Below are 21,253 nucleotides of genomic sequence, written 5' to 3' on the forward strand. Positions count from 1 at the left end.
GGTTTGCCTTAACGGCCAATTAATTGTGTTCAACTTCAATCCAATCTTTTTCATCTACCCAGTTTTGTGCACCGTCTTTTACCGAGCGAATCGGCACAATGTAGTCACAACTTATTTGCGGCTTAACTGAGGCAAATATAGGCACAAAACCAAAGCTTAGTGCGGTTTCTATAATCGCTTTTTGATTTTGCGGGTCAATGTCGGCCGCTTCATCTATGTAAATAGGTATACGGTATAGGTTTTGTTCCTGATCGCTTAATAAGTAACGAATAAACAACATGCCACACAATAACTTAATCGTAATACGTGTGCCGTTTGAACCTGCAGAATCTATTTTTTCAAAGTGCTCTGTTTCACCTGCGCGGTTAACCACTTCAAATCGAATATCAAATAAATCGGTAAGTGTTAAGCCCGCTTTATCTGATGCGAGTTTAATTAAGTGATCTTTTGCTTCGTTTACCGCACTTTCGCTGTACGGTTCTTGGCTAAGTAAATCAAGCGTGTCACCTTGCTCAAACTGATGCGACGTGCTGATAATGGTATCTATACTATCAACCAGCATTTTGCGCGGTATGACGTTAATTTTAAACGCTTGCAGGTTTGAAATACGGTGCTGGCTTATGCCTTTATTAAAGCTATTCATTTCGCGGCGAAGTCGGTCTAAATCTTCTCGCAAGCCTTTTATAGTTGCGGCCACTTCGGTAAGCGCAACGCGTGCTTGGCGCTCAACAGCATCGCGTTCGTTATCAATATTATGAAAGGCGCTTATTAGCTTTTGGTATTTAGTGTATTCGTCGTTTTCATTGTCGAATTTAGTAATACCCGCGTTATATACATGCAAATAGGTATTACGCACGTTTATGTCAAAATTACGCAGTTCTTGGCAGTCTTTATTAAAATGATGAACAAGGTCGCTTAAGTTATCAAAGTCGACCGTAATATCAATCATGTATGGAGTTACTTTACCGCTGTATAAATCAAGCGTGTGATCAATTCGCTCGCTCTTAACTTGGCGTAATCGCTCAGTTTGGCGATTAATTTGCTCTTGTTTCGATTTAATTAACGAGCGACGATCGGCAATTGAGCCGCTATTTTTTTGAATATCTTGCAAGTAGTCGTCAACTTGTTCGCGCTCAGCTAATAACTGCTCTTTTAGCATGGCTTGCGCTTCAACCGAATGCTGCATTACCTCAAACTGCTCTAAGCGTTTTAGCGCGCCCTCGAGGCTCATAAGCTCATCGTATAACGCGTCTTTTTCTTTTTGCTTGTCGGCAACGTTTGCAGCAACATCGCGCTGTTGCTTAAACTCTTTAAGTGAATGCTCAAGTGCATTTAACTGAGCGGTTAATTGCTCTTTGTTTTCGCCGCTTTGCATTTGCACAGGCGAGAGCTTTTTAAGCTTAATGCTCGCACCTGGTAGCGTTAAGACGCCGCCTTTAACGTTTTCACTTAATAGCGATAAAAATTCCCCAAACGCGTCTTCGTCATCAATGGTTATATCGCCATTAGTGGTGGTTGCAAACGAGAGAATATCAGGGTTTAAAATGCGCGATATTTCTTCTACTTCTTTTAACGAGAGGTCTTCGCGCATGCGGGTAAACAAATTAAATTCAAGATTTTTAAGTTGCAGCTTTAGGCTCTTAATTTGTTTTTGTGTTTCGCTGATGCGGTAGTCAAGCGTGTGCAGGCTTTGCCCTTGTGCGCTAGTTATAGAGTGCGAAAGCGACTCGTAATCTTGCTTTAACTGAGTCAGGCTGGTTTTAAGGGTGGCTTTATTTACTAGTTCAAACTCGCTTTTAAGCGCATCGTAATCTAAAAACCACTGCTCAATTTGAGTTTGTCTGCGCTCTATATCACGCGATTGCTGTACGTATAGGCTTTGCTTTTGCTCAAACTCGTGTTTTTCGTGCTCTATATCTTCAAGCGCTATGGCAAGCTCAGAGAGTTGCGACTCTTGATAGGTATCAAAATCAATCAGTGCTTGGTCAATTTTAGGCGCGTATGCGGCTAATTTACCTTTAAGCACGGTTTGGTTTTCAAGCATTGATTCAAGCGCGGCTATTGGCTCTTGCATTGACTCAAGGGCTTTTAATTCGCGTTTTGAGCGATTTACTTTATCAAATGAGCGACGCCATACTTCATAAAAGTCGACTTTAGAGTTTGACATATGGCGTTCAAACACGCGTAACATAAAGCGTTTTACGTCGCTTGCGCCTAATTTGTGTAAGTTAAGAATACGTCTAAATATTTCTTTATAAATAGAGGAGTCTTGCACATTATTAAGCGGGATCATTTTTAAGTTTATGTCGCCATCAAAAGGCGTTGCGCCACCAGTCAATAGCGCGTTTAGCTCTTGTGCTTTTAACTCAATAGGATTGTAGTTAAGCGATTTTAAATGGTTGAACAGCTTGGTAAATTTAATAATAGTTTTACCTTGCGTGTACTGCTCTAAATCAAGCTTTCCTTGATAACAAAAGTACTGATGCGCGTAACCGGCAATTTTACCAAGTCCCGCAACGCCTATTACTACCGAGCCATGAGGCAAGTTAGCTTCTAGTAAAATGTACGACTGATCGGATGAAAAATAAAACTTACGGGTTTCATCTAAATCGTGTCCGTCCCATTCTGTTAAGCGTAAATCGTTAATAAGCGGAAACTGCAGGGCGTTAATAACCGAGCTTTTACCGGTGTTATTGGGCGCGCAAATAGAGCTGCTTTTATCAAGCGGGATCACACATTTTGCATAGCCTGCGGTATTAAGTAGGGCGAGTTTACTTAGTCCGTATAAGTTTTTCATTGCTCGTCCTCTGTAATGTAGGTTTCTTCGTTTACTTCCATGAGTGCATCTATGTAGCGGTGAATTGGCGCTTGTAGCATAAAGCCGCCTTCTACTTCACGGGCTAAACCTAAGCGCACCATGCGCAGGTAAACGTCTTTACGCAAATCCGATCCCGAAAATATCTCAAGCTGATCAAACAAATGTTTGTTAATTTGCACCAGCGTTTGCATAAGCTCTAAATCGTTTACGTCGTCAAACAATGCGCGCATTGGGTCTTTACCCGTATTGGCGTAGTGCTCAATTAAAATGTAAATGGTGAGCGCGATAGCGCGAGATATTTTGCCCATATTTGGCGTACTTTCGTCGTTACCAAAATAATAAAAGCCACGGCTGTCGTGTTTTAAATCGTTACCTAGGGCGGTAAATAGGGCGGTGTAGTCTTCTATGTGTTGGTCAAGCTCTTGCCACATTACGTTGTCTTGCTCGCAAATGTGATAACCCGCTACTAATTTTTTATTAATGGCTTGTAGATGGGTTAGCTCGTCTAAGTTTATGTGTGTCATGGTTTATTTACCTGCCTTTGAATCTGGCTGAGGCTCTGAATTAAATGGATATAAAGAAAAGTGCTGACCGGCAATTTTTACGCGGGCTTTTTCATCGCTTTGAATTATTTTAATATCGCTGTCGCTGACTAATTTTTGATACAAAAATAGCATTTCGTCGGCATCGAGATCTGGATAGCTTTCGTCTAAAAATTGCAGCAAGGGCTGCGGCTTTTTGCGTTTTTTATTAAAGCGCTTAGCAAAGTTGGTTTTAACATCGTTGTAGTCAGGAATATTAGGCGTAACAAATGCAGGCACGTCTTGCTGGTCAGGCAATTGGTATTCTTCGTGTTCAAATTCAACCAAGCTTGCCATGTAAGCCACAATATGGCGTTGCTGACCAAGCGAATATCGCTGCGCGTCGCTTACAAAATTTGGCTGCACAGCACTTAGCATATTGTCTACACCACTTTTACGCACCAGCCCAAGTACTTTGGCTGCTTGGCGAGTAATTAAGTTATTACGACGTAGCTCCTCGCGCAGTGGCATAAGCATATCAGCACTTTTACGTAAGCTTTCTCGGCCCATTAAATGCATTTCGAGTATACGGGTACGTAATTGCTCCAGCATACGTTTGTCGTTATACGCTTTACCTGAGCGCTCAATGTGCAGTATTTGCTTACTTATTTGCTCTTCAATGAGGGTAAAACATGCATGAAACTCACCACGAATATCAACCATTTCAAGCATTGGCTCTATGTATTCGTCAAAGGCTTCTATTACCGCTTTATAACGCTTTTGCAGCGATTGCACTGCATTATTTGATTTGGCTTGTTCAACAATATTTAAAATAGCGTTTTCGTTGTGCGTATAGAGCTTCATTATTTTACGCACCCGATCATCCATAATGCGGCTGTAGCGTCGTAAGTCGTCAAAGTCTTCTATTTCGCCAGCGTTATCTAGGCGGTTACCTAAACGAGCAAGGTCCTCTACTAATACGCTAATTTCTTGCGCTAAACCTAAATGCTCTTCTTGCAGTAAAAAAGTAGCAAAATCAGCAATAGCACGATTTATTTCAAGCTGAGAGGATTTAGCCAGTGGAATTAAAATATCTTGGTTTAACAAACGATTTGTTTCTTTATAAATGCGTTCGTTTGACCACGTAGGCTGCTTTTGCTTAATCGCGTTTTGTACGTCTTTTAGGCTAAAGTCAGCCATTTTAAAACGTTTAAATAATAGCTCTAATACACCCCAATGTTCGGTTATGGTGTTTAGCAGCTTTTTAGCTGGGATCATAAGGGGTTACAACATCCTAGTATTTTATTATTGAGTTCTTTTAGAAGACTCATTATTACGTATTTTTAATTAACCTTGTCTGTATATAGTATTCGTTTTTAAGACCATTTAATAATAGTTTTTGCATAGAGGCAGTGCTAAAATTCGCGCCGAAAATAGGCACATGAAATGGAATGTTATTTGTGTGTTCTTTAAAACTATATCAAAGGTTGTTTAACTACCATGGTTTCCTCGATTATTCTAACCCTGATAGCGATTGCATTTTTACTGATCGTTATAGAAGATATAATCCATGTAAATAAAGCTAAAACCACGCTGTTTTTTGGTACGCTTTGCTGGATTCTTCTTTTTATATACCCCCTACACGGGCAAAGCCCCGATACGATTCAGCATCTTTTAAACGAAAATATTTTAGAAATTGCCTCATTATGGCTATTTTTAATGGCTGCAATGACCTTTGTCGCGTATTTAAATTCAAAGGGGTTTATAGAAAATATTGTGCACCGTGTTATGCCAAAAAGTATTAGCGAAAAAAAGCTCATGTTTTTGGTGGGTGGTTTTGCGTTTTTGTTTTCGTCGATTTCAGATAACGTAACAGCGACGCTTATATCGCTTGCGGTTGTTATGTCGTTAAAGCTTGAACCTAAAAAGCTCGTTAAATACGCCACGCTTATTGTGTTTGGAGTGAACTCAGGTGGGGTATCGCTAATAACAGGTGACGTAACCACACTAATGATATTTTTAGATGGCAAAGTAACCATTGCTCATTTATTACTACTTATAGCGCCAGCACTTGCAAGCGTTATGCTGCTTGCTGCGTTACTGTCTATAGGTATGAAAGGGCGTGTTGAGTTTGCTAGTGCAGGTAAAACCCGCATTGAAAAAACCGACATAACCATTGCTGTTATATTTTTATCTACCGTAGTGAGCACACTTACGTTGAGTGTAATTTACAGCGTACCGCCTTTATTAACCTTTTTGTTTGGCTTATCAGTGATGTTTTTAGTGGCGCAATTTTTAATGCGCAAAAAAGACATAAACAAAGACATAATCGATTTTGTTCGCGATATAGAATACGACACATTATTGTTTTTTGTAGGTGTACTTTTACTTGTAGGCGCACTTAAAGAAATTGGTATGTTGAGTAAATTTACCGACCTATACACGGTAATGGCACCAGAATACGCAAACTACTTAATGGGCATATTATCAGCTGGGGTCGATAACGTACCGCTTACCGCTGCATTATTAAAAGCCAATATAGTAATGAGCCAACAACATTGGTTGTCGTTTACGTATGCAACGGGTGTGGGCGGTTCAATGCTTATTATTGGTTCGGCTGCGGGCATTATTGCCATGAGTAAAGTTAAAGCGCTTACCTTTATGAGCTACTTGCGTTTATCGCTGCATTTATTAATTTGTTACACGGTTGGATATGCGGGCTCGTATTACATGGGCAGTTTTATTTAACTCATAAATTATTAAATGCTTGACAGCTAGACGTCTAAACGATAACTTTCAAAGCCCCGCTACTTAGTGGGGTTTTGTTTTATTAGCCACTGGTTAATAAAGCATTCAGAAGAGGTGCGATACTTAGGTACTTAATGTTAGGCGACGAAAGCCAATGATCATTAAGGAGGGAAGTACTCGCCGAGGAAAATAATGGTACGTCGTCATTGTTTTTCGGTTTATGGGGCTGAATCCTCAAAACTGTCACCAATATAGGTGGAGAGCTTCTGGCAGTGGACTTATCTTCAAGCATTCCTTTGCCAAGTTCTTCTTGTTTTATTGCGGTTTGGATACCGCGAAAGGAGACTAAATGACTACCCAATCAGCGCCACAAACAGTACCACAAACAGAGTTAAGCGCAAAATCAGATTACATCGTTGCCAAATTTGGCGGAACCAGTGTTGCAAACTTCGAAGCGATGAGTCGCTGTAGCGAAATTATTGTTGCAGATAAAAGCGTACGTATTGTTGCCGTGAGCGCCAGTGCTGGCGTAACTAACCATTTAGTTGCACTGTGTAAATCAAGTATTACCCCAAGTGAGCGCCAAGAACACATAAACGGCGTGCTTGCTATTCAACAAACTATTTTAGATGAGTTATCGCTTGATGCCGATTTAGCGGTTGGCTTTAACGAAACCCTAAAAGCATTTCAAACATTGGCTCAAGAGTCACTAACTACCGATCAGCAACACGACGAGCTACTTAGCTTTGGTGAGCGTTTATCGTCGTATTTGTTTGCTCAGGTGCTGCGTTTACAAGGTTTAAATGCCGATCGCTTTGATGTGCGCAAGGTGCTTAAAACCGACAGCCAATTTGGTAAAGCAACGCCTAATGTTGCGGCCACAGCACAAGCTGCTAAAGAATTCTTAATCCCGTTATTAGATGAGCAAGTAATTGTTACTCAGGGCTTTATTGGCAGTGACGAATACGGCCAAACAACAACGCTTGGACGTGGTGGTTCTGACTATAGCGCTGCACTTTTAGCTGAAGCAATTAACGCTAAAAGCGTGCATATTTGGACCGACGTAGTGGGCATTTTTAGCACCGACCCGCGTTTGTGTGCAAAAGCGACGCCTATTGCACGTTTAAGCTTTGACGAAGCCGCCGAAATGGCGACCTTTGGCGCAAAAGTATTGCACCCAGCGACTATTTTACCAGCAAGCCGGAGCCACATTAACGTGTTTGTAGGTTCTAGCCGCGAGCCAGAGCGTGGCGGTACATGGATTGAGCGCGAAAAATCGCAGCAACCAGGCATACGCGCAGTAACGCAACGTAAAAACCAAATATTGCTTACGCTTAAAAGCCCAGAAATGCTACTCGCTAGTGGCTTTTTAGCACGCGTATTTACACTATTAAGTGAATACAATATATCGGTAGATTTGGTAACCACATCTGAAATTAGCGTAGCTATAACGCTTGATAACGCGCAAAACGCCTCGCGTCCAGAGCTTGACCAAGAATGCCTAGATAAGCTTGCAGAGTTTTGCCATGTGTCGGTAGAAAACAATTTAACACTGGTAGCACTTATTGGCTCTGAGATTCAATTACGCCAACACGAAATGAACTTAATGAGTGTACTAAAAGACTTTAACATTCGATTAATTTGCCACGGTGCTAGTAAGCACAACCTGTGCTTTTTAGTAGAGCAAACTGAGTCAGATAACGTAGTACAATCTATTCATAGCCGTTTATTAGAAAGCGATTTTGCTGCGTAAATAGCGGTTATTCAGGAAAGCGATTTATTAAAGTTACCTAATAAAGTCACTTAACAAAATCAGTTAATAAAAAGCATCGCCAGTCGGTGCTTTTTTTATGCACCACACTCATATCAAAACAAACATTACTGTCACTGCTATCAGCTACAGTAACGCTATTACTGCAAGCACTGAGCTTTGCACTATGTAATTCGTCAAACACATTGGGGCTAAGTAGTTTTGCAATAGGGCGGCTGGTGGCTTTAGCAAGTGACTCTTTTAATGTCCAAATTCTAAAAAATGTATCCGCTTGGGCTTGGGTATTAGTGGGCTTTGTAATAAGTGTAATTTCATCATTATGATAAAAATGCTTAGCGAGCTTTTCAAACGGGCGCTTTAAGCTTACTTTTTCAATATCAAAACCAAACTCACTTTTACCAAGGTTAAGCGCAACCCCAACTAAACCATTCGAGTGCGAAATACAGGTATTAATAACATCATCACTTACATGTACTTGCAGCTTTGAGCTTGCTTCGTCAAATTCTGTACTCATTTTATTAAGGGCTACGTGCGCATGTTGCGGCTGCGTTATTTTAATAAGGTGTTTTAACAATAACCGCGTAGCTAAATACTCTTGCTTAGCTTGCGGGCTTTTGCGGCGGTTTATAATGGCTAACTCAACCGGGCTTAAGCAATCGGGCAAATTAAAGTCACTAAGCTCAAGTGTTTTAGCATTAAATAATAAAATACTGTTACTAGCTAAAGACAAGTTTACTAATTGAGTTGAAGTAATACTCAAGGCGTTTTTAAAATAGTGTTCAGTCATAAAAGCCCTAAAGCAAAAGAAGTCGCTGATATTGTGAGCGGTTAACGCCCCTAATAAAGGCTGGGTACAATTTTATTACTCAGCTGGCATGAAATATGGTTTAATTCACAATAATCAAAATAATAACAGATTTGTAGATGTATGGCACAAGTGCGTGATGGGTTTCAAAGCCGACTTGGTTTTGTTTTAGCCGCTGCTGGCGCAGCAGTGGGTTTAGGTAATATTTGGGGTTTTCCTACGCAAGCGGCCAACCATGGCGGCGGCGCTTTTTTACTGGTTTATTTTATTGTTATATTTTTACTTGCGCTCCCTGCATTGTATACAGAACTTTATTTAGGTCACAAAGCACAAGCTAACCCGGTAAAAGCATTGGGCGATGCATGGCAAAGCACTAACCGTAAAGTGGGTGCGGCAGCAGGTTATATAGGACTTGCGGGCGCAGTTGTTATGCTAAGTTTTTACTCAATAGTAGCAGGGTGGATGCTCTCGTACGCTATTGAACCCATAACAACCTTTTTGGGTTTCACAGGCGCAAGCGAATTTTTACATAGCGACTCAGTGCTGCGTAATTTTGTATTTACGCCACTTATGCTTATTTTAACTGCCAGTATTATTTTAAAAGGTGTTAAATCGGGAATCGAAACCTGGTCGCGCCGTTTAATGCCACTGCTACTCGTATTGCTTGTTGGTTTAATTGCCTACATCGCAACACTCGATGGCGCAAGCGAAGGTTTTGCCGCGTATTTAATTCCTGATTTTAGCCAAATACTCGATCCTAATTTAATTATTGCCGCAATGGGGCAAGCGTTCTTTTCGCTCTCGCTAGGTGTGGGCTGTATGATGATTTACGGATCGTATTTACAGCCAGATGCTAATTTACCAAAGCTCACCGCAGGTGTTGCTTTACTCGATACCAGTGTCGCGTTTTTAGCGGGCTTACTTATTATTCCTGCTATTTATGTGGCGCAGCACAACGGTGTAGAGGTATTTAGTGGTGGTAAACTGATTGGCGAAGGGCAACTTATTTTTGCTATTTTACCTGAGCTATTTAGCACCATGGGCGAAATTGGTTTATTAGTTGGTTTATTGTTTTTTGTATTAATGTCTATCGCATCGGTTACGTCAACTATATCGACAACTGAGATTCCGGTGGCGTTTTTAGTCGAAAACCACAACGTTAGCCGCACCAAAGCAACATGGGCCGTTAGCGCCGTTGTACTTGTGTGTGCAAGCGCAATTATACTAAATTTTGATTGGTTATTTGGCTTAGTTATTATGCTATTTACTCAATACCAATTGCCGCTTATGGGCTTGTTTTACTTTATTACAGTAGGGTGGATGTGGCAGCGTGGTAATAAATTACACCAAGCAACAACCGGCGTACATTACTGGTTTGCTCAGTATATTCGTTTTGTTTGCCCAATATTAATGACCTTGGTATTTGCAAATGTTGCGTTTGGTTAAGCTCTATTTAAAGTGAATTTTTAAACAAAAAAAGCGAATAGGGCTCACCTTATTCGCTTTTTTTGTGCCTGTTATCTAGGTATAGCCAAGGTCTTTATAAAATCTCATTAGTTAGAGGCCTACCTTCACTTACTTCAAGCGCGTTAAATACGGTTGTGTTTGCTATTTCGGTAAGTGCTTCTTGCGTAAAAAAGCCCTGATGGCCTGTTACTAAAACATTTTTAAAGCTCACTAAGCGCGAGAATATATCGTCTTGGTTTATTTCGTCGCTGTGGTTTTTAAAAAAGAGCTCCGACTCTTGCTCGTAAACGTCGAGTCCCAGGTAACCTAGCTTTTTAGTTTTAAGCGCGCTAATACACGCGTTACTATCAAGCAATGCACCGCGAGAAGTGTTAATGAGCATAACGCCAGTTTTCATTTTACTAAATGCCTCATCATTTATTAAATGATGAGTTTGCTCGTTCAGTGGGCAATGTAAAGAAATCACATCGCTTTGGCTAAGTAAGGTGTCTATATCGGTAATTGTATAATTGCCAGGTTGCGCGTATGGGTCGCACACTAATACTTTAGCGCCAAAGCCATTTAAAATGCTGCACAGCGCAAGGCCAATTTTACCGCAACCTACAATACCCACGGTTTTGTTGTGCAAGTTAAAACCTAGTAATCCGTTTAAATCAAAGTTGTCTTCGCGTACACGGTTATACGCTTTATGCGTTTTGCGGCTAAGTGTTAGCATAAGCGCTATACAGTGCTCAGCTACGGCTTCTGGGCTGTAAGCCGGTACGCGTAATACTTTAATTTTATGTGCTTTTGCTGCAGGTAAGTCAACGTTATTAAACCCTGCACAACGCAGCAAAATAGTATTAATGCCTTGGCTTGCCAGTTGCTCAATAACGGCGGTATTTACGGTATCGTTAACAAAAACACATATGGCATCAAACCCGCTTGCTAAAATAGCCGTTTGTTCGCTCAGGGCTTGCTCAAAATACGTTATTTTTATAGCGCTGTAATCGCGTGTACTTTGTTCAAAAAAAGGCAGTTCGTACTTTTGAGTACTAAAAAAAGCAATGTTCATGGTAATAGCCTCGACGCTTAAGTATTTGTAGGGTAGTTAACCTTTAATACATTAAACTACTTTACAAGTAAGCGCCCAAGTAAAACGTATTTTATTGATTTAAATTAAGCCTTAATCGGAGCCTTACTTGGGGTAAACAAAGGTATTTTTGACGATACTTTTTTACCACCTTTAGCAGCGTTTAACTTTGCGGCTTGCAGTAGGTTGCTTTCTATTACTTGTATAAGTGTTTCGGGCTTAGTTCGCGGTGCATAACGCGCAACAAGTTGCCCTTGTGAATTAATTAAAAACTTAGTGAAATTCCACTTAATAGCACGATTTTGCGAAATACCCCGCGTATGCGATTTTAAATAATTAAACAACGGGTGTGTTTCTGGCCCATTTACCATTACCTTGCCAAATACCTCAAACGAGATATTAAATTGATCTTGGTAAAAGTCTTTTATGGCTAAATTATCGAGCGGCTCATTTTGGCCAAACTGGTTACACGGAAACGCAAGCACAGTAAAACCATTGCCTTTGTATTGCTGATAGAGCTTTTCGAGTGCGTTTAATTGCACCGAAAAATTACACTTACTCGCTGTATTAACAATAAGGACGGTTTTGCCCTGTAACTGGCTAAGAGAAAAATTTTCGCTGTTGTAAAGTGGTGCATTAAATTGATAAATACTGTCCATAGGTTACCTACTTACCTTTCCCGCTAAGGAAATTTTATAAAGACTTTCATTCGCTTTTTTATCGACCGATTGACATAATCGTGGTCTAGTTTCTAAGTTATCAGTTTAATAGGTCATTTTTATGTCAATGAAAGTCGCATTTATAGGTTTAGGCGTAATGGGTTACCCAATGGCGGGGCATTTAGCAAAAGCAGGGCACAGCGTATGCGTTTATAACCGCACTCAAGCTAAAGCAAAAGCGTGGACTGCAGAACATTCAGGAAGCTTTGCATCAACCCCGCGCGAAGCTGCCAGCAATGCCGACATCGTATTTATGTGTGTTGGTAACGATGATGATTTACGCTCAGTAGTGTATGGCGACGATGGCGTGTTAGCGGGCATGCTGCCGCACACTGTTTTGGTTGATCACACCACAACCTCTGCTGAAGTAGCCCGCGAAGTGGCTGCAAAAGCGGCTCTGCAAAATATCGACTTTATAGATGCGCCTGTATCGGGCGGGCAAGCTGGCGCCGAAAACGGCGTATTAACAGTTATGGCGGGTGGTAGCGAAGCTGTATTTGCTAAAGTACAGCCAGTTATGGCGGCATTTAGTCGTTTTAGCCAATTACTAGGCGGCGTTGGCTCGGGACAACTTTGTAAAATGGTCAATCAAATTTGTATTGCTGGCGCAGTGCAAGGTTTAGCCGAAGGCTTACATTTTGCCAAGCAAGCTGGGCTTGATGGTGAAAAAGTAATAGAAACAATATCTAAAGGCGCTGCCGGTTCGTGGCAAATGGAAAACCGCTACAAAACTATGTGGGCAGGGGAATATGAGTTTGGCTTTGCCGTAGATTGGATGCGTAAAGACTTAGGTATTGCACTCGATGAAGCTAAAAACAACGGTGCTACTTTACCAATGACCGCAACGGTCGATCAATACTACGCCGACGTACAAGCACTAGGCGGCGGCAGATACGACACATCAAGCTTACTAGCACGTATTGAAGCACTGCATAAAAAATAACGTTTACGTTGAGTATGTCGATGTAGACTGCAAGCTTGCTTGCGTATAAAAACGGAATTTTTAAAATGGCGCAGATATTAAAAGCTGCGCTTTTCACGTGAGCAAGCTCTACGTCTACCGCCGGAGTATAAGTTTACGCCTGTTTTGTAGACGCTAAGCTTGCTGGCGTGATGGGCGAAGCCCATAAAAATTCAAACAAAAAACGCGACGCTTAAATTACTATAGCGTCGCGTTTTTATATGCGTTGTATAAGCGCGTCTACACCAAATTACATGCTTTGAGCGTAATTATATAGCGCCTTTAAAATTGTAAGATTTTTTTCGCTGTCGTCATGTTCATGCGCTAAGTTTTCAAGGGTGATCATAAAGTCTTGTGCGTTAATCGACGGTTGATCTTCCCCGTGCATTAACTTGTTTTGGCAATACTGGCGCCATTGGTCAAGCTCTTGCTGGTTTAACGTTTCAGGCCAGTTACGAGCGCGGTATCTAAACAACAACGTATTAAACTTTTTATCTTCAAAGTCTAACTTCAACCCTGCTAATTCATCTGGTTTTGCATCACGAATAATCGCAAACTTAGCTTTATCGGCATGGCTTGTAAACCCAGCGTAAAGTAAGTAGTCAACGTTAGTGGTTGCGCTGTAATCGCCTTGTTCGTTAAACACTTCCGTTACTTTATCGCGAAGGTCGGTATTGGCTTTTAAAATAGCTAAGTTAGCTAAGCACTGCTCGCGGTCAATGCCTAAACGAGCTGCGTTTTCAGGTAATAAGGTTTTAGCTGGGGCTAAAATAGGGCACTTGTTTAAATGCACTAGTTTTAAGCCAACAGGTAAATCGTCCTCGGCTAAATCTACACGTTTGGTGTATAAGCGTTTGCGTAACTCTTCTACGTTTAAATCAATGAGTACTTGCGGGTTTTGGGTTAAATCAAAACAAATAACCGCGTTTTTATTAACCGGATGAAAGCTCATTGGTGCAACCCAGCTTGTACAGCCTTGTGTTGCAGGTATGCGCGACGTGGTATGCACTAGCGGCGTCATGTTAAATACATCAACCAATTCAGCAAGGGCTTTTTTATTACGCAAACCAAAAAAGAAGTTATACAGCTTTGGTTGTTTTTCTTTTATTAGTTTAGCCAGTGCAATAGTGGCGGTTACATCGCTTAGCGCATCATGCGCTGCGGCGTGTTCAATACCATTAGCTACCGTTAAATGCTCTAGCTTAAAGCTTGGGCTGCCATCTTCTTTTAACGGCCACTCAATGCCTTCAGGGCGCAGTGCATAACAAGCACGTACTAAATCAATAATATCCCAGCGGCTATTGTTATTTTTGTATTCATGCTCGTATGGGTCGTAAAAATTACGGTAAAAGCTATAACGGCTTACTTCGTCATCAAACCGAATACTGTTATAACCGGCAACACAGGTGTTTGGCACACTAAATTCGGCATGAATTTTTGCTATAAACTCAGCTTCAACTAAGCCTTTTTTCATCGCCACTTGTGGCGTAATACCTGTAATTAAACACGCCTCAGGGTGAGGTAAGTAATCCGCTTGCGGCTTACAATATTCAATAAGCGGCTCACCAATTATATTTAAATCAAGATCGGTACGAATACCCGCAAATTGGCTCGGCTTATCCTTTTGAGGGCTCGCCCCCCACGTCTCGTAGTCGTGCCAATAGATTGTTGCTTGATTTTGCTCTTGATATGCCATTTGAAAACCCTGAGTAGTTAACTTAAAAGCGCCTAAATACGCGCCAAGTTACTAAAATAATGAATTATTTAGATTATGGCATATGGGCGAAGGAGTTTATAGGTTTGGGTGATAAATGAGGTGTTTAGTGCTTTTTAGTAATGAAATAATAAAAACTGTTTACATAAGTAATCAAGGTGTACTAATATAGGTTCGTGGGTGCTAATCGCCCATTTGCTTTGTTTTCTATCGTGTATTAAACAGAAAAACGACGCTCTAACGAGCGAATCAATAGTAAATTACCATTGATTCTTGACCCGCCTCCGCGCACTTAGGTTCCTTTTGACCTGCAGCTGTTTTAGCTACAAAAGGACACCAAAATAAGCGACGGTTGTCTGGCATTGATTAGAGAGGTCGGCCCAAAGGTCATTATTAAGATTTCTGTAAACGTTTTTATTGGTCTGGCAGACAATTAAGTCAAAACTAATAAGGAACAAAAAATGTATAAGTTAAAACTACACATTATTTACACGAACAAAAATGAAAACACAGATATTAATATTTTAGTAAATGTTGATAAATCTGAACAGCAAAATGACCAGGGCCTAAAGGGTAAACTAGGACTAGTTTTAGACTATTTCCCTTTGGTTGTTCGATTATTAAGTGTCGCACCAGTAATCTTGGATGCAATCTCTAAAATGATTTAATAGCTGATCTCTCTTTTTCACTTTATTTTGGTACCTTATGGATAAGCCTTTATACCCATGCAAGCCTATTGGTTCAATAGAAGTTCTTGCTAAAACTCTTGGTATACACACTAGTAAATTACAGAGTATCTCAAAAAAAATTGAAGAGTCATACACCCCTCACACACTTAAACCAAACTCTAGTACGGGTAAAGTCCGAAGCGTTTTCGACCCAAAATTTGAATTAAAAAAACTCCAAAAACGAATTAACTCAAGAATTTTTGAAAATATCAAATTCCCGGAGTATTTACAGGGTGGATTAAAAGCTACAGCATCTTGCAAACGTGATTATGTAGAAAATGCAGAAATTCATGGACGAAGCAAAACATTAATCAATCTTGATGTAAAAGATTTTTATCCCAACATTAAAGTAGATACTGTAAGAGATATATTTAAAAATTTTTTTCGATTTAGTGATGATGTTGTTGATATTTTAACTGTGATTACGACATATAGAGGTTGCTTACCTCAAGGTGGGTGTACTTCAAGTTACTTAGCTAATTTAGTTTTTTATAACAATGAATATCGTTTATTTAGTTCACTTAGAGGTCGAGGTTTAAGATATACAAGATTACTTGACGACATTACAATTTCATCTAAAACGGCTATTGATAATAAAGTTCGAGAAAAAGCAATTAAAGATGTTGCTGCAATGCTTAAGAAGAAAAATCTTAGGTTAAAATCTAGTAAAACTAAAATCACAGATCGCACTGAGATGCATAAAGATTTTGAGGTGACAGGGCTATGTGTTAGAAGTCGCTTGCCCAACATACCCAAAAAAGAACGAAAATATATTAGGCAATTAGTTTTTAATTGCGAAAAAATCGGTAGAAATGACAAGACAAGTAAAGAATATCATTCATTGTGGAATAAAACCTCAGGATTAGTTACAAGATTAGGGCGGTTAGGTAATACACAAGCTTCAGACTATCGTTCGCGATTATCTGAAGTACTCCCCGAGTATGATGAATACGAGGAGGCTAAACTTGTTAAAAGGTCAAATGCTGCTTTAAAAGTTCCTCAAAGTGAGCACCTAAAATGGGGAGTGATCAAACGGTATAATATTATAATTTATCATTTAGGAATTTTAACAAGAACTAAAACTTTGTTAGCTAGAAATTTGAGAAATAAATTAAAAGAGCATTATAGTCTAGTTCCATCGGTTAAAGATTTTTGGGAAAAATAAATGTCAAAAGAACAAGGATATATAAATGCATTCAATGACTTTAAAGGTTTTGGATTTATAAGAAGGGAAAAAGGTAAAGATGTATTTTTCTCAATTGATGACCTTGAAGATGGTTTTGATATAGATTCCGTATTAGTAGGTATGAGATTAAATTTTAGTATAATTGATACTTCAAAAGGCCCAAGAGCCACAAGTATAAAAATCAAATGAGCAGTTTCTTATCGCCTGGATATAGTTAATAGGTAACTAAGTGTTAGACTAAAGTCTATAGGTTAGATTTATTCACTTGTTAGGTTTGTTTTAATCGTTTGTCGGTTTTGTGTTAATTCTCTAAAGTTTAGTTGTCGGCAACAAGTACGACTAACTTAACAGGACAATAATCATGAAACTTACTCTTATCAAAACTATCGCTCTTAGCTCACTACTTACATGTTCAGCTGCTGCAATGGCTGATCAAAGTGATTACAAATTAATGGTTATTGAAACTGCAACAGCGCCACAGCCACTTGAGCAATCATTTAATAGCTGCGCACTGAATGTTAAGTCAAAAAATTACGCTGAAGCTGAAGCAATTTGTACTAAAGCAATCGCACTTTTAAAAGACGCAGATGGCCCTAAATTTAAAGTACGCCAACTTACATCGTTTGCATTAAGCAACCGTGGTGTTGCACGTTTAAAAGCGAATAACGACACTGCTGGCCTTGCTGATTTATACGAAGCAAATGAAATGTCTAAAAGTGCAATGGTATCGCATAACTTAACTCGCGCTAAAGAAGACTTATCTTTGATAAGCGCTTTATAAAATACTTAAAAAAGTATGATATAAAATAGCGAGAGTAAAAAAGCCCATGTTAGGTTAATTCCTAACATGGGCTTTTTTGTTTTATTTAACGCGTGAGTTAATACTTTAAATACGTTAATTGAGTAGGGTGTGTATTTATAATTACTATTTTGGGTATGCTTGTTTAGGCTACACGAATATAATACGAGATAACCGTATAAAAAATAATAACCTTTCTGCTTTGCTTGTTTTGAGCAAGGCATCATTAAATAAATATTGAGATTTAAACCATGGCACCAGGAACCAGCCTAAGCGTACTTGAAATAAGTGCGATATTTTTATCAATTACCGCGTTACTCACCTATGTAAACCATCGCTTTATTGGGTTGCCAACAACCATTGGCGTTATGGTTATTTCGATGCTTTTATCTATCGGCGCTATATTTTTGGGCTTTTTAGGGTTTGATGATCTTATAGATTACGAAGTGAGCTTGCTCGATCAGTTAGATTTTACTGAAGTTTTGCTTGATGGCATGCTCTCTATGCTGCTTTTTGCAGGGGCGCTGCATGTAAATGTTAGCGATTTAAGACGCTATAAATTACCAATAGGTATTTTGGCCTGTGTTGGTACGTTGCTATCTACGGTTATTATTGCTGGGGCGCTTTATTTAGTACTACCTTTGCTTGGTTTTGATTTAGCGTTTATTTGGTGTTTACTGTTTGGTGCATTAATTTCGCCAACCGATCCGATTGCGGTAATGGGTATTTTACAATCTGCGGGTGCGCCTAAAAGTATTGAAACCGTGATTGCGGGTGAATCGCTGTTTAACGACGGTATAGGCGTGGTCATTTTTGTGCTTTTATTGGGTGTTTTATCAAGTGGTGATATTCCTACAACTTATTATGTAGCGCACACGCTGGCGGTTGAAGCCGGTGGCGGTATTGTTTTTGGTTTGGTATTAGGTGGTATTTTATATTACTTACTCAAAAGTATTGATAGTTACCAAGAAGAAGTACTACTTACTTTAGCGGGCGTTATTGGTGGTTATGCACTTGCAAGCCATTGGCATTTGTCGGGCCCACTTGCAATGGTAATGATGGGACTAATGGTGGGCAATCATGGTCGTAGTATGGCTATGAGCGACAAAACACGCCATTACGTTGATTTATTTTGGGAGCTGATTGACGAAATTTTAAATGCCATTTTATTTGTACTCATAGGGCTTGAGGTCGTCATGATTGCATTTTCGAGTAATTTATTTATTGCTGGTGGCTTAACAATTTTAATAGCGTTACTCGCACGTTTAATCGTTGTGGGTATAACAACCACTACATTTAATAAGCAATTAGAGTTGCCATCTGGCGCATGGAAAGTTTTAACCTGGGGTGGCTTGCGTGGTGGTATTTCGGTTGCACTGGTATTGCAACTACCTGATGGGAACGAGCGCGATATTTTATTAGCTCTCACTTATGCGGTTGTGGTTTTTTCTATTTTAATTCAGGGTTTGAGTATTGGTAAAGTAGCCAAAACTATCCGTTAAATATAAATTGGTTAGACTAAACCTGTTAAATGTAATTTTTAAAAAGCGTGTGAAATAGCTGTATTTCACACGCTTTTTATTTTTCTTATAAAACAAAAGGGCAATTAAAACGTAAAGCTGAGCTGCACACCGCTGTAAATATGTTCTTGTGCTTCCCAGTAGTCGCCATCTATTTGGCGTGCTCGGGTAAATACTTCTATTTTAAATGGCTTAAAATGATAACCCGATCCTATACCTGCGTAGCCGTCTATGTCGTTGTTCGATTTTTCTATTTGGTAGGTGTTATCGCCTCTATCGTTTTTAAAGGCGAGTTCGAACAGATCTAAGCCAAGCTCGGCGTATATAAAAAAGTCATTGAAATAACCAAGCTTCATTCCGTTGTCCCACGTTATAAATTCTTCTTGCTCGCCTTGTTTATTATCGATTACTGCCGCGCCAATTGCGCTTGTAAAAACAACACCAAAGTTACTGTAATTTTGCTTAACCATCATTTCTACACCCGCAGATGTAATGCTGCTATCGCCATTAAATTCTGATTTTATAAACATACCGGTGTTAGGCATGTTGTTACCGAGCAAAAGCCTTGCGTTAGCATTTTGGCTAAATGATAAAAGCGTGCTTAATAAAATAAAAAGAGAAAGTGTGTGTTTCAAAAAAGTTAACCCATTAATGATGAAAAGTTACCAGAGCTGCAATTATAAATACATAACTTAGTATTGCATGTAATTAAATGTATAAATTTGTTTGAATGTTAGTCAGCTATGCCAAAGTAAGGTGTTTAAAATAAAACCAACTAAAAAAATGCATAAATAATTATATACATTTTAAAACGTAAAGTAGCGATTTTAGGCACGTACGATGATGCGTAAGCTATTTAAATATATAGAAAAAGTTCAAACGTATTAGACTAAGGTCTATAGGTTAATTTTCTTCACTTATTAGGTTTGTTTTAATCGTTTGTCGGGCTTGTGTTAATTCTCTAAAGTTCAGTTGTCGGCAACAAGCACGGCTTAACTAATCAGGAATATAACCATGAAAACACTTATCAAAACTATCGCTCTTAGCTCACTATTAACATGTTCAGCTGCTGCAATGGCTGATGCAAGTGATTACAAATTAATGGTTATTGAAACTGCAACAGCGCCACAGCCACTTGAGCAATCATTTAATAGCTGCGCACTGAATGTTAAGTCAAAAAATTATGCGCAAGCGGAAGAAATTTGTACTAAAGCAATCGCACTTTTAAAAGACGCAGATGGCCCTAAATTTAAAGTACGTCAACTTACGTCATTCGCATTAAGCAACCGTGGTGTTGCACGTTTAAAAGCGCATAACGACACTGCTGCACTTGCTGATTTATACGAAGCATCAAAATTGTCTAACAGCACGATGGTATCGCACAACTTAACTCGCGCTAAAGAGGAATTATCGTTATAAAAAACCTTTATAACGTGTTTTATAAAGTGCTTACTAAAGCATAATATAAAATAGCGAGAGTAAAAAAGCCGATGTTGGGTTAAACCCCAACATCGGCTTTTTCGTGCTTATTAACTTTGTATTGTGTTATACCAATCCGCAATAATACTTAATCATTTTGCGGGGCTAAACGTGTCGCTACCTGCTTTAAAAAATTCTCATTTAGAACAACCAAATAGCGAATGTTTTGCCTAGCTATCAACACGTTTTTTCATCCTCAAAATAGATCACTTAATTAAGCGAATTGGTATTATTAAAAAATAATAAAACTGTATTCTGTTATTTATTGTTCAGTGATTTGCATGGTTTTAACTGGTTGTAATTAATAAGTATTTTTACAGGTGTTAGACTAAAGTCTATAGGTTAGATTTATTCACTTATTAGGTTTGTTTTTATCGTTTGTGGTAATTGAGCTAACACTCTAAAGTTAAGTTGTCGGCAACAAGTACGACTTAACTAATTAGGAATATAATCATGAAATTTACACTTTTAAAAACCATCGCTCTTGGCTCATTATTAACTTGCTCAGCTGCTGCAATGGCTAACCAAGGTGATTATAAATTAATGGTTATTGAAGACTCTGTAACTGCAGCACCTGCATTTGAAAAATCATTTAATAGCTGTGCTTTAAATGTTGAATCAAGAAACTACGAAGAAGCAGAAGCTATTTGTACACAAGCAATTGCATTACTTAAGCAAAGCCATGGTCCGCGTTTAAAAGTACGTGAACTTACATCGTTTGCATTAAGTAACCGTGGTGTAGCGCGTATTAAGGCTCAAAAAGACACTGCTGGTATTTCTGATTTATATGAAGCGGTTCAAATTTCTAAAAACTCACTTGTAACACATAACTTAACTCGCGCTAAAAAAGAGTTATCTTTATAAGAATGCTTGCATAAAGCGCTTATAATTTAGCGAGAGTATAAAAGCCCATATTAGGTAGCACCTAATATGGGCTTTTTTTGT

19 protein-coding genes and 1 riboswitch are annotated in these 21,253 nt (G+C 39.2%); of the genes, 11 read left to right on the forward strand and 8 right to left on the reverse strand.

All coding sequences use genetic code 11. The annotated features are described in order from the left end of the window. Positions 1-19: 19 nt before the first annotated feature. The 3 genes from H5089_RS04665 to H5089_RS04675 are packed head-to-tail and all read right to left on the reverse strand — an operon-like array spanning position 20 to position 4,617. Positions 20-2,797 carry an ATPase gene (locus H5089_RS04665; protein WP_182711583.1) on the reverse strand — a complete coding sequence of 926 codons (2,778 nt, stop codon included), beginning with the start codon at positions 2,795-2,797 and terminating at the stop codon, positions 20-22. Then, positions 2,794-3,342, reverse strand: coding sequence for a condensin complex protein MksE (locus H5089_RS04670; RefSeq protein ID WP_182711584.1), 549 nt, complete (start codon positions 3,340-3,342; stop codon positions 2,794-2,796). The genes H5089_RS04665 and H5089_RS04670 overlap by 4 nt, the downstream gene beginning before the upstream one ends. Positions 3,343-3,345: 3 nt before the next feature. Then, entirely contained in the window at positions 3,346-4,617 is a 1,272-nt protein-coding gene (locus tag H5089_RS04675; RefSeq protein ID WP_182711585.1) for a hypothetical protein, read from the reverse strand. 222 nt (positions 4,618-4,839) lie between these two features. Here H5089_RS04675 and nhaD point away from each other — a divergent pair, with 222 nt between their 5' ends. Beyond that, a complete protein-coding gene (nhaD, locus tag H5089_RS04680) occupies positions 4,840-6,087 on the forward strand; it encodes a sodium:proton antiporter NhaD (RefSeq protein ID WP_101217585.1) in 1,248 nt (415 codons plus the stop codon). A 101-nt stretch (positions 6,088-6,188) separates the two neighbouring features. Beyond that, positions 6,189-6,361, forward strand: a riboswitch (Lysine riboswitch). A 75-nt stretch (positions 6,362-6,436) separates the two neighbouring features. After that, entirely contained in the window at positions 6,437-7,840 is a 1,404-nt protein-coding gene (gene lysC / locus H5089_RS04685) for a lysine-sensitive aspartokinase 3 (protein WP_182711586.1), read from the forward strand. Positions 7,841-7,886: 46 nt separating this feature from the next. On the opposite strand, the gene H5089_RS04690 is transcribed toward lysC, so the two are convergent. After that, complete coding sequence (locus tag H5089_RS04690) at positions 7,887-8,645, reverse strand: 4'-phosphopantetheinyl transferase superfamily protein (RefSeq protein WP_182711587.1); 759 nt, start codon at positions 8,643-8,645, stop codon at positions 7,887-7,889. A gap of 141 nt (positions 8,646-8,786) precedes the next feature. Here H5089_RS04690 and H5089_RS04695 point away from each other — a divergent pair, with 141 nt between their 5' ends. Next, complete coding sequence (locus tag H5089_RS04695; RefSeq protein WP_182711588.1) at positions 8,787-10,109, forward strand: sodium-dependent transporter; 1,323 nt, start codon at positions 8,787-8,789, stop codon at positions 10,107-10,109. A 94-nt stretch (positions 10,110-10,203) separates the two neighbouring features. Here the strand turns inward: H5089_RS04695 and H5089_RS04700 are convergent, their stop codons facing one another. Next, positions 10,204-11,184 (reverse strand): 2-hydroxyacid dehydrogenase, encoded by a 981-nt coding sequence (locus tag H5089_RS04700; RefSeq protein ID WP_182711589.1) that lies wholly within the window; start codon positions 11,182-11,184, stop codon positions 10,204-10,206. A 104-nt stretch (positions 11,185-11,288) separates the two neighbouring features. Beyond that, positions 11,289-11,861 carry a glutathione peroxidase gene (locus tag H5089_RS04705; protein ID WP_182711590.1) on the reverse strand — a complete coding sequence of 191 codons (573 nt, stop codon included), beginning with the start codon at positions 11,859-11,861 and terminating at the stop codon, positions 11,289-11,291. Positions 11,862-11,982: 121 nt separating this feature from the next. Here H5089_RS04705 and H5089_RS04710 point away from each other — a divergent pair, with 121 nt between their 5' ends. Then, positions 11,983-12,864 (forward strand): NAD(P)-dependent oxidoreductase, encoded by an 882-nt coding sequence (locus tag H5089_RS04710; protein ID WP_182711591.1) that lies wholly within the window; start codon positions 11,983-11,985, stop codon positions 12,862-12,864. A 268-nt stretch (positions 12,865-13,132) separates the two neighbouring features. Here the strand turns inward: H5089_RS04710 and sbcB are convergent, their stop codons facing one another. Next, positions 13,133-14,578 (reverse strand): exodeoxyribonuclease I, encoded by a 1,446-nt coding sequence (gene sbcB, locus H5089_RS04715; protein WP_182711592.1) that lies wholly within the window; start codon positions 14,576-14,578, stop codon positions 13,133-13,135. A 479-nt stretch (positions 14,579-15,057) separates the two neighbouring features. Here sbcB and H5089_RS04720 point away from each other — a divergent pair, with 479 nt between their 5' ends. The 5 genes from H5089_RS04720 to H5089_RS04740 all read left to right on the forward strand — a co-directional run bounded on the left by H5089_RS04720 (position 15,058) and on the right by H5089_RS04740 (position 18,811). After that, complete coding sequence (locus H5089_RS04720; protein WP_182711593.1) at positions 15,058-15,264, forward strand: hypothetical protein; 207 nt, start codon at positions 15,058-15,060, stop codon at positions 15,262-15,264. A 37-nt stretch (positions 15,265-15,301) separates the two neighbouring features. Next, a complete protein-coding gene (locus H5089_RS04725; RefSeq protein WP_182711594.1) occupies positions 15,302-16,489 on the forward strand; it encodes a reverse transcriptase family protein in 1,188 nt (395 codons plus the stop codon). Then, positions 16,490-16,699 carry a retron Se72 family effector protein gene (locus tag H5089_RS04730; protein ID WP_182711595.1) on the forward strand — a complete coding sequence of 70 codons (210 nt, stop codon included), beginning with the start codon at positions 16,490-16,492 and terminating at the stop codon, positions 16,697-16,699. It abuts the gene before it with no gap. A 172-nt stretch (positions 16,700-16,871) separates the two neighbouring features. Continuing rightward, positions 16,872-17,291, forward strand: a complete 420-nt coding sequence (locus H5089_RS04735) for a hypothetical protein (RefSeq protein WP_170070705.1) — start codon at positions 16,872-16,874, stop codon at positions 17,289-17,291. A gap of 269 nt (positions 17,292-17,560) precedes the next feature. Beyond that, on the forward strand, positions 17,561-18,811 hold the full coding sequence (locus tag H5089_RS04740) for a sodium:proton antiporter (RefSeq protein WP_024590868.1): 1,251 nt from the start codon (positions 17,561-17,563) through the stop codon (positions 18,809-18,811). Positions 18,812-18,915: 104 nt separating this feature from the next. On the opposite strand, the gene H5089_RS04745 is transcribed toward H5089_RS04740, so the two are convergent. Beyond that, the gene (locus H5089_RS04745; protein ID WP_182711596.1) at positions 18,916-19,464 is read right to left on the reverse strand and encodes a hypothetical protein; all 549 of its coding nucleotides are present in this window, start codon (positions 19,462-19,464) and stop codon (positions 18,916-18,918) included. A gap of 379 nt (positions 19,465-19,843) precedes the next feature. Between H5089_RS04745 and H5089_RS04750 the strand changes: the two genes are divergently transcribed. After that, positions 19,844-20,248, forward strand: a complete 405-nt coding sequence (locus H5089_RS04750; RefSeq protein ID WP_182711597.1) for a hypothetical protein — start codon at positions 19,844-19,846, stop codon at positions 20,246-20,248. Between the two features lie 513 nt (positions 20,249-20,761). Then, entirely contained in the window at positions 20,762-21,172 is a 411-nt protein-coding gene (locus tag H5089_RS04755; protein WP_182711598.1) for a hypothetical protein, read from the forward strand. Positions 21,173-21,253: the final 81 nt, after the last annotated feature.

The sequence above is a fragment of the Pseudoalteromonas sp. SR45-1 genome (assembly GCF_014163655.1).
In the GTDB taxonomy this organism is placed as follows: Bacteria; Pseudomonadota; Gammaproteobacteria; order Enterobacterales; family Alteromonadaceae; genus Pseudoalteromonas; species Pseudoalteromonas distincta.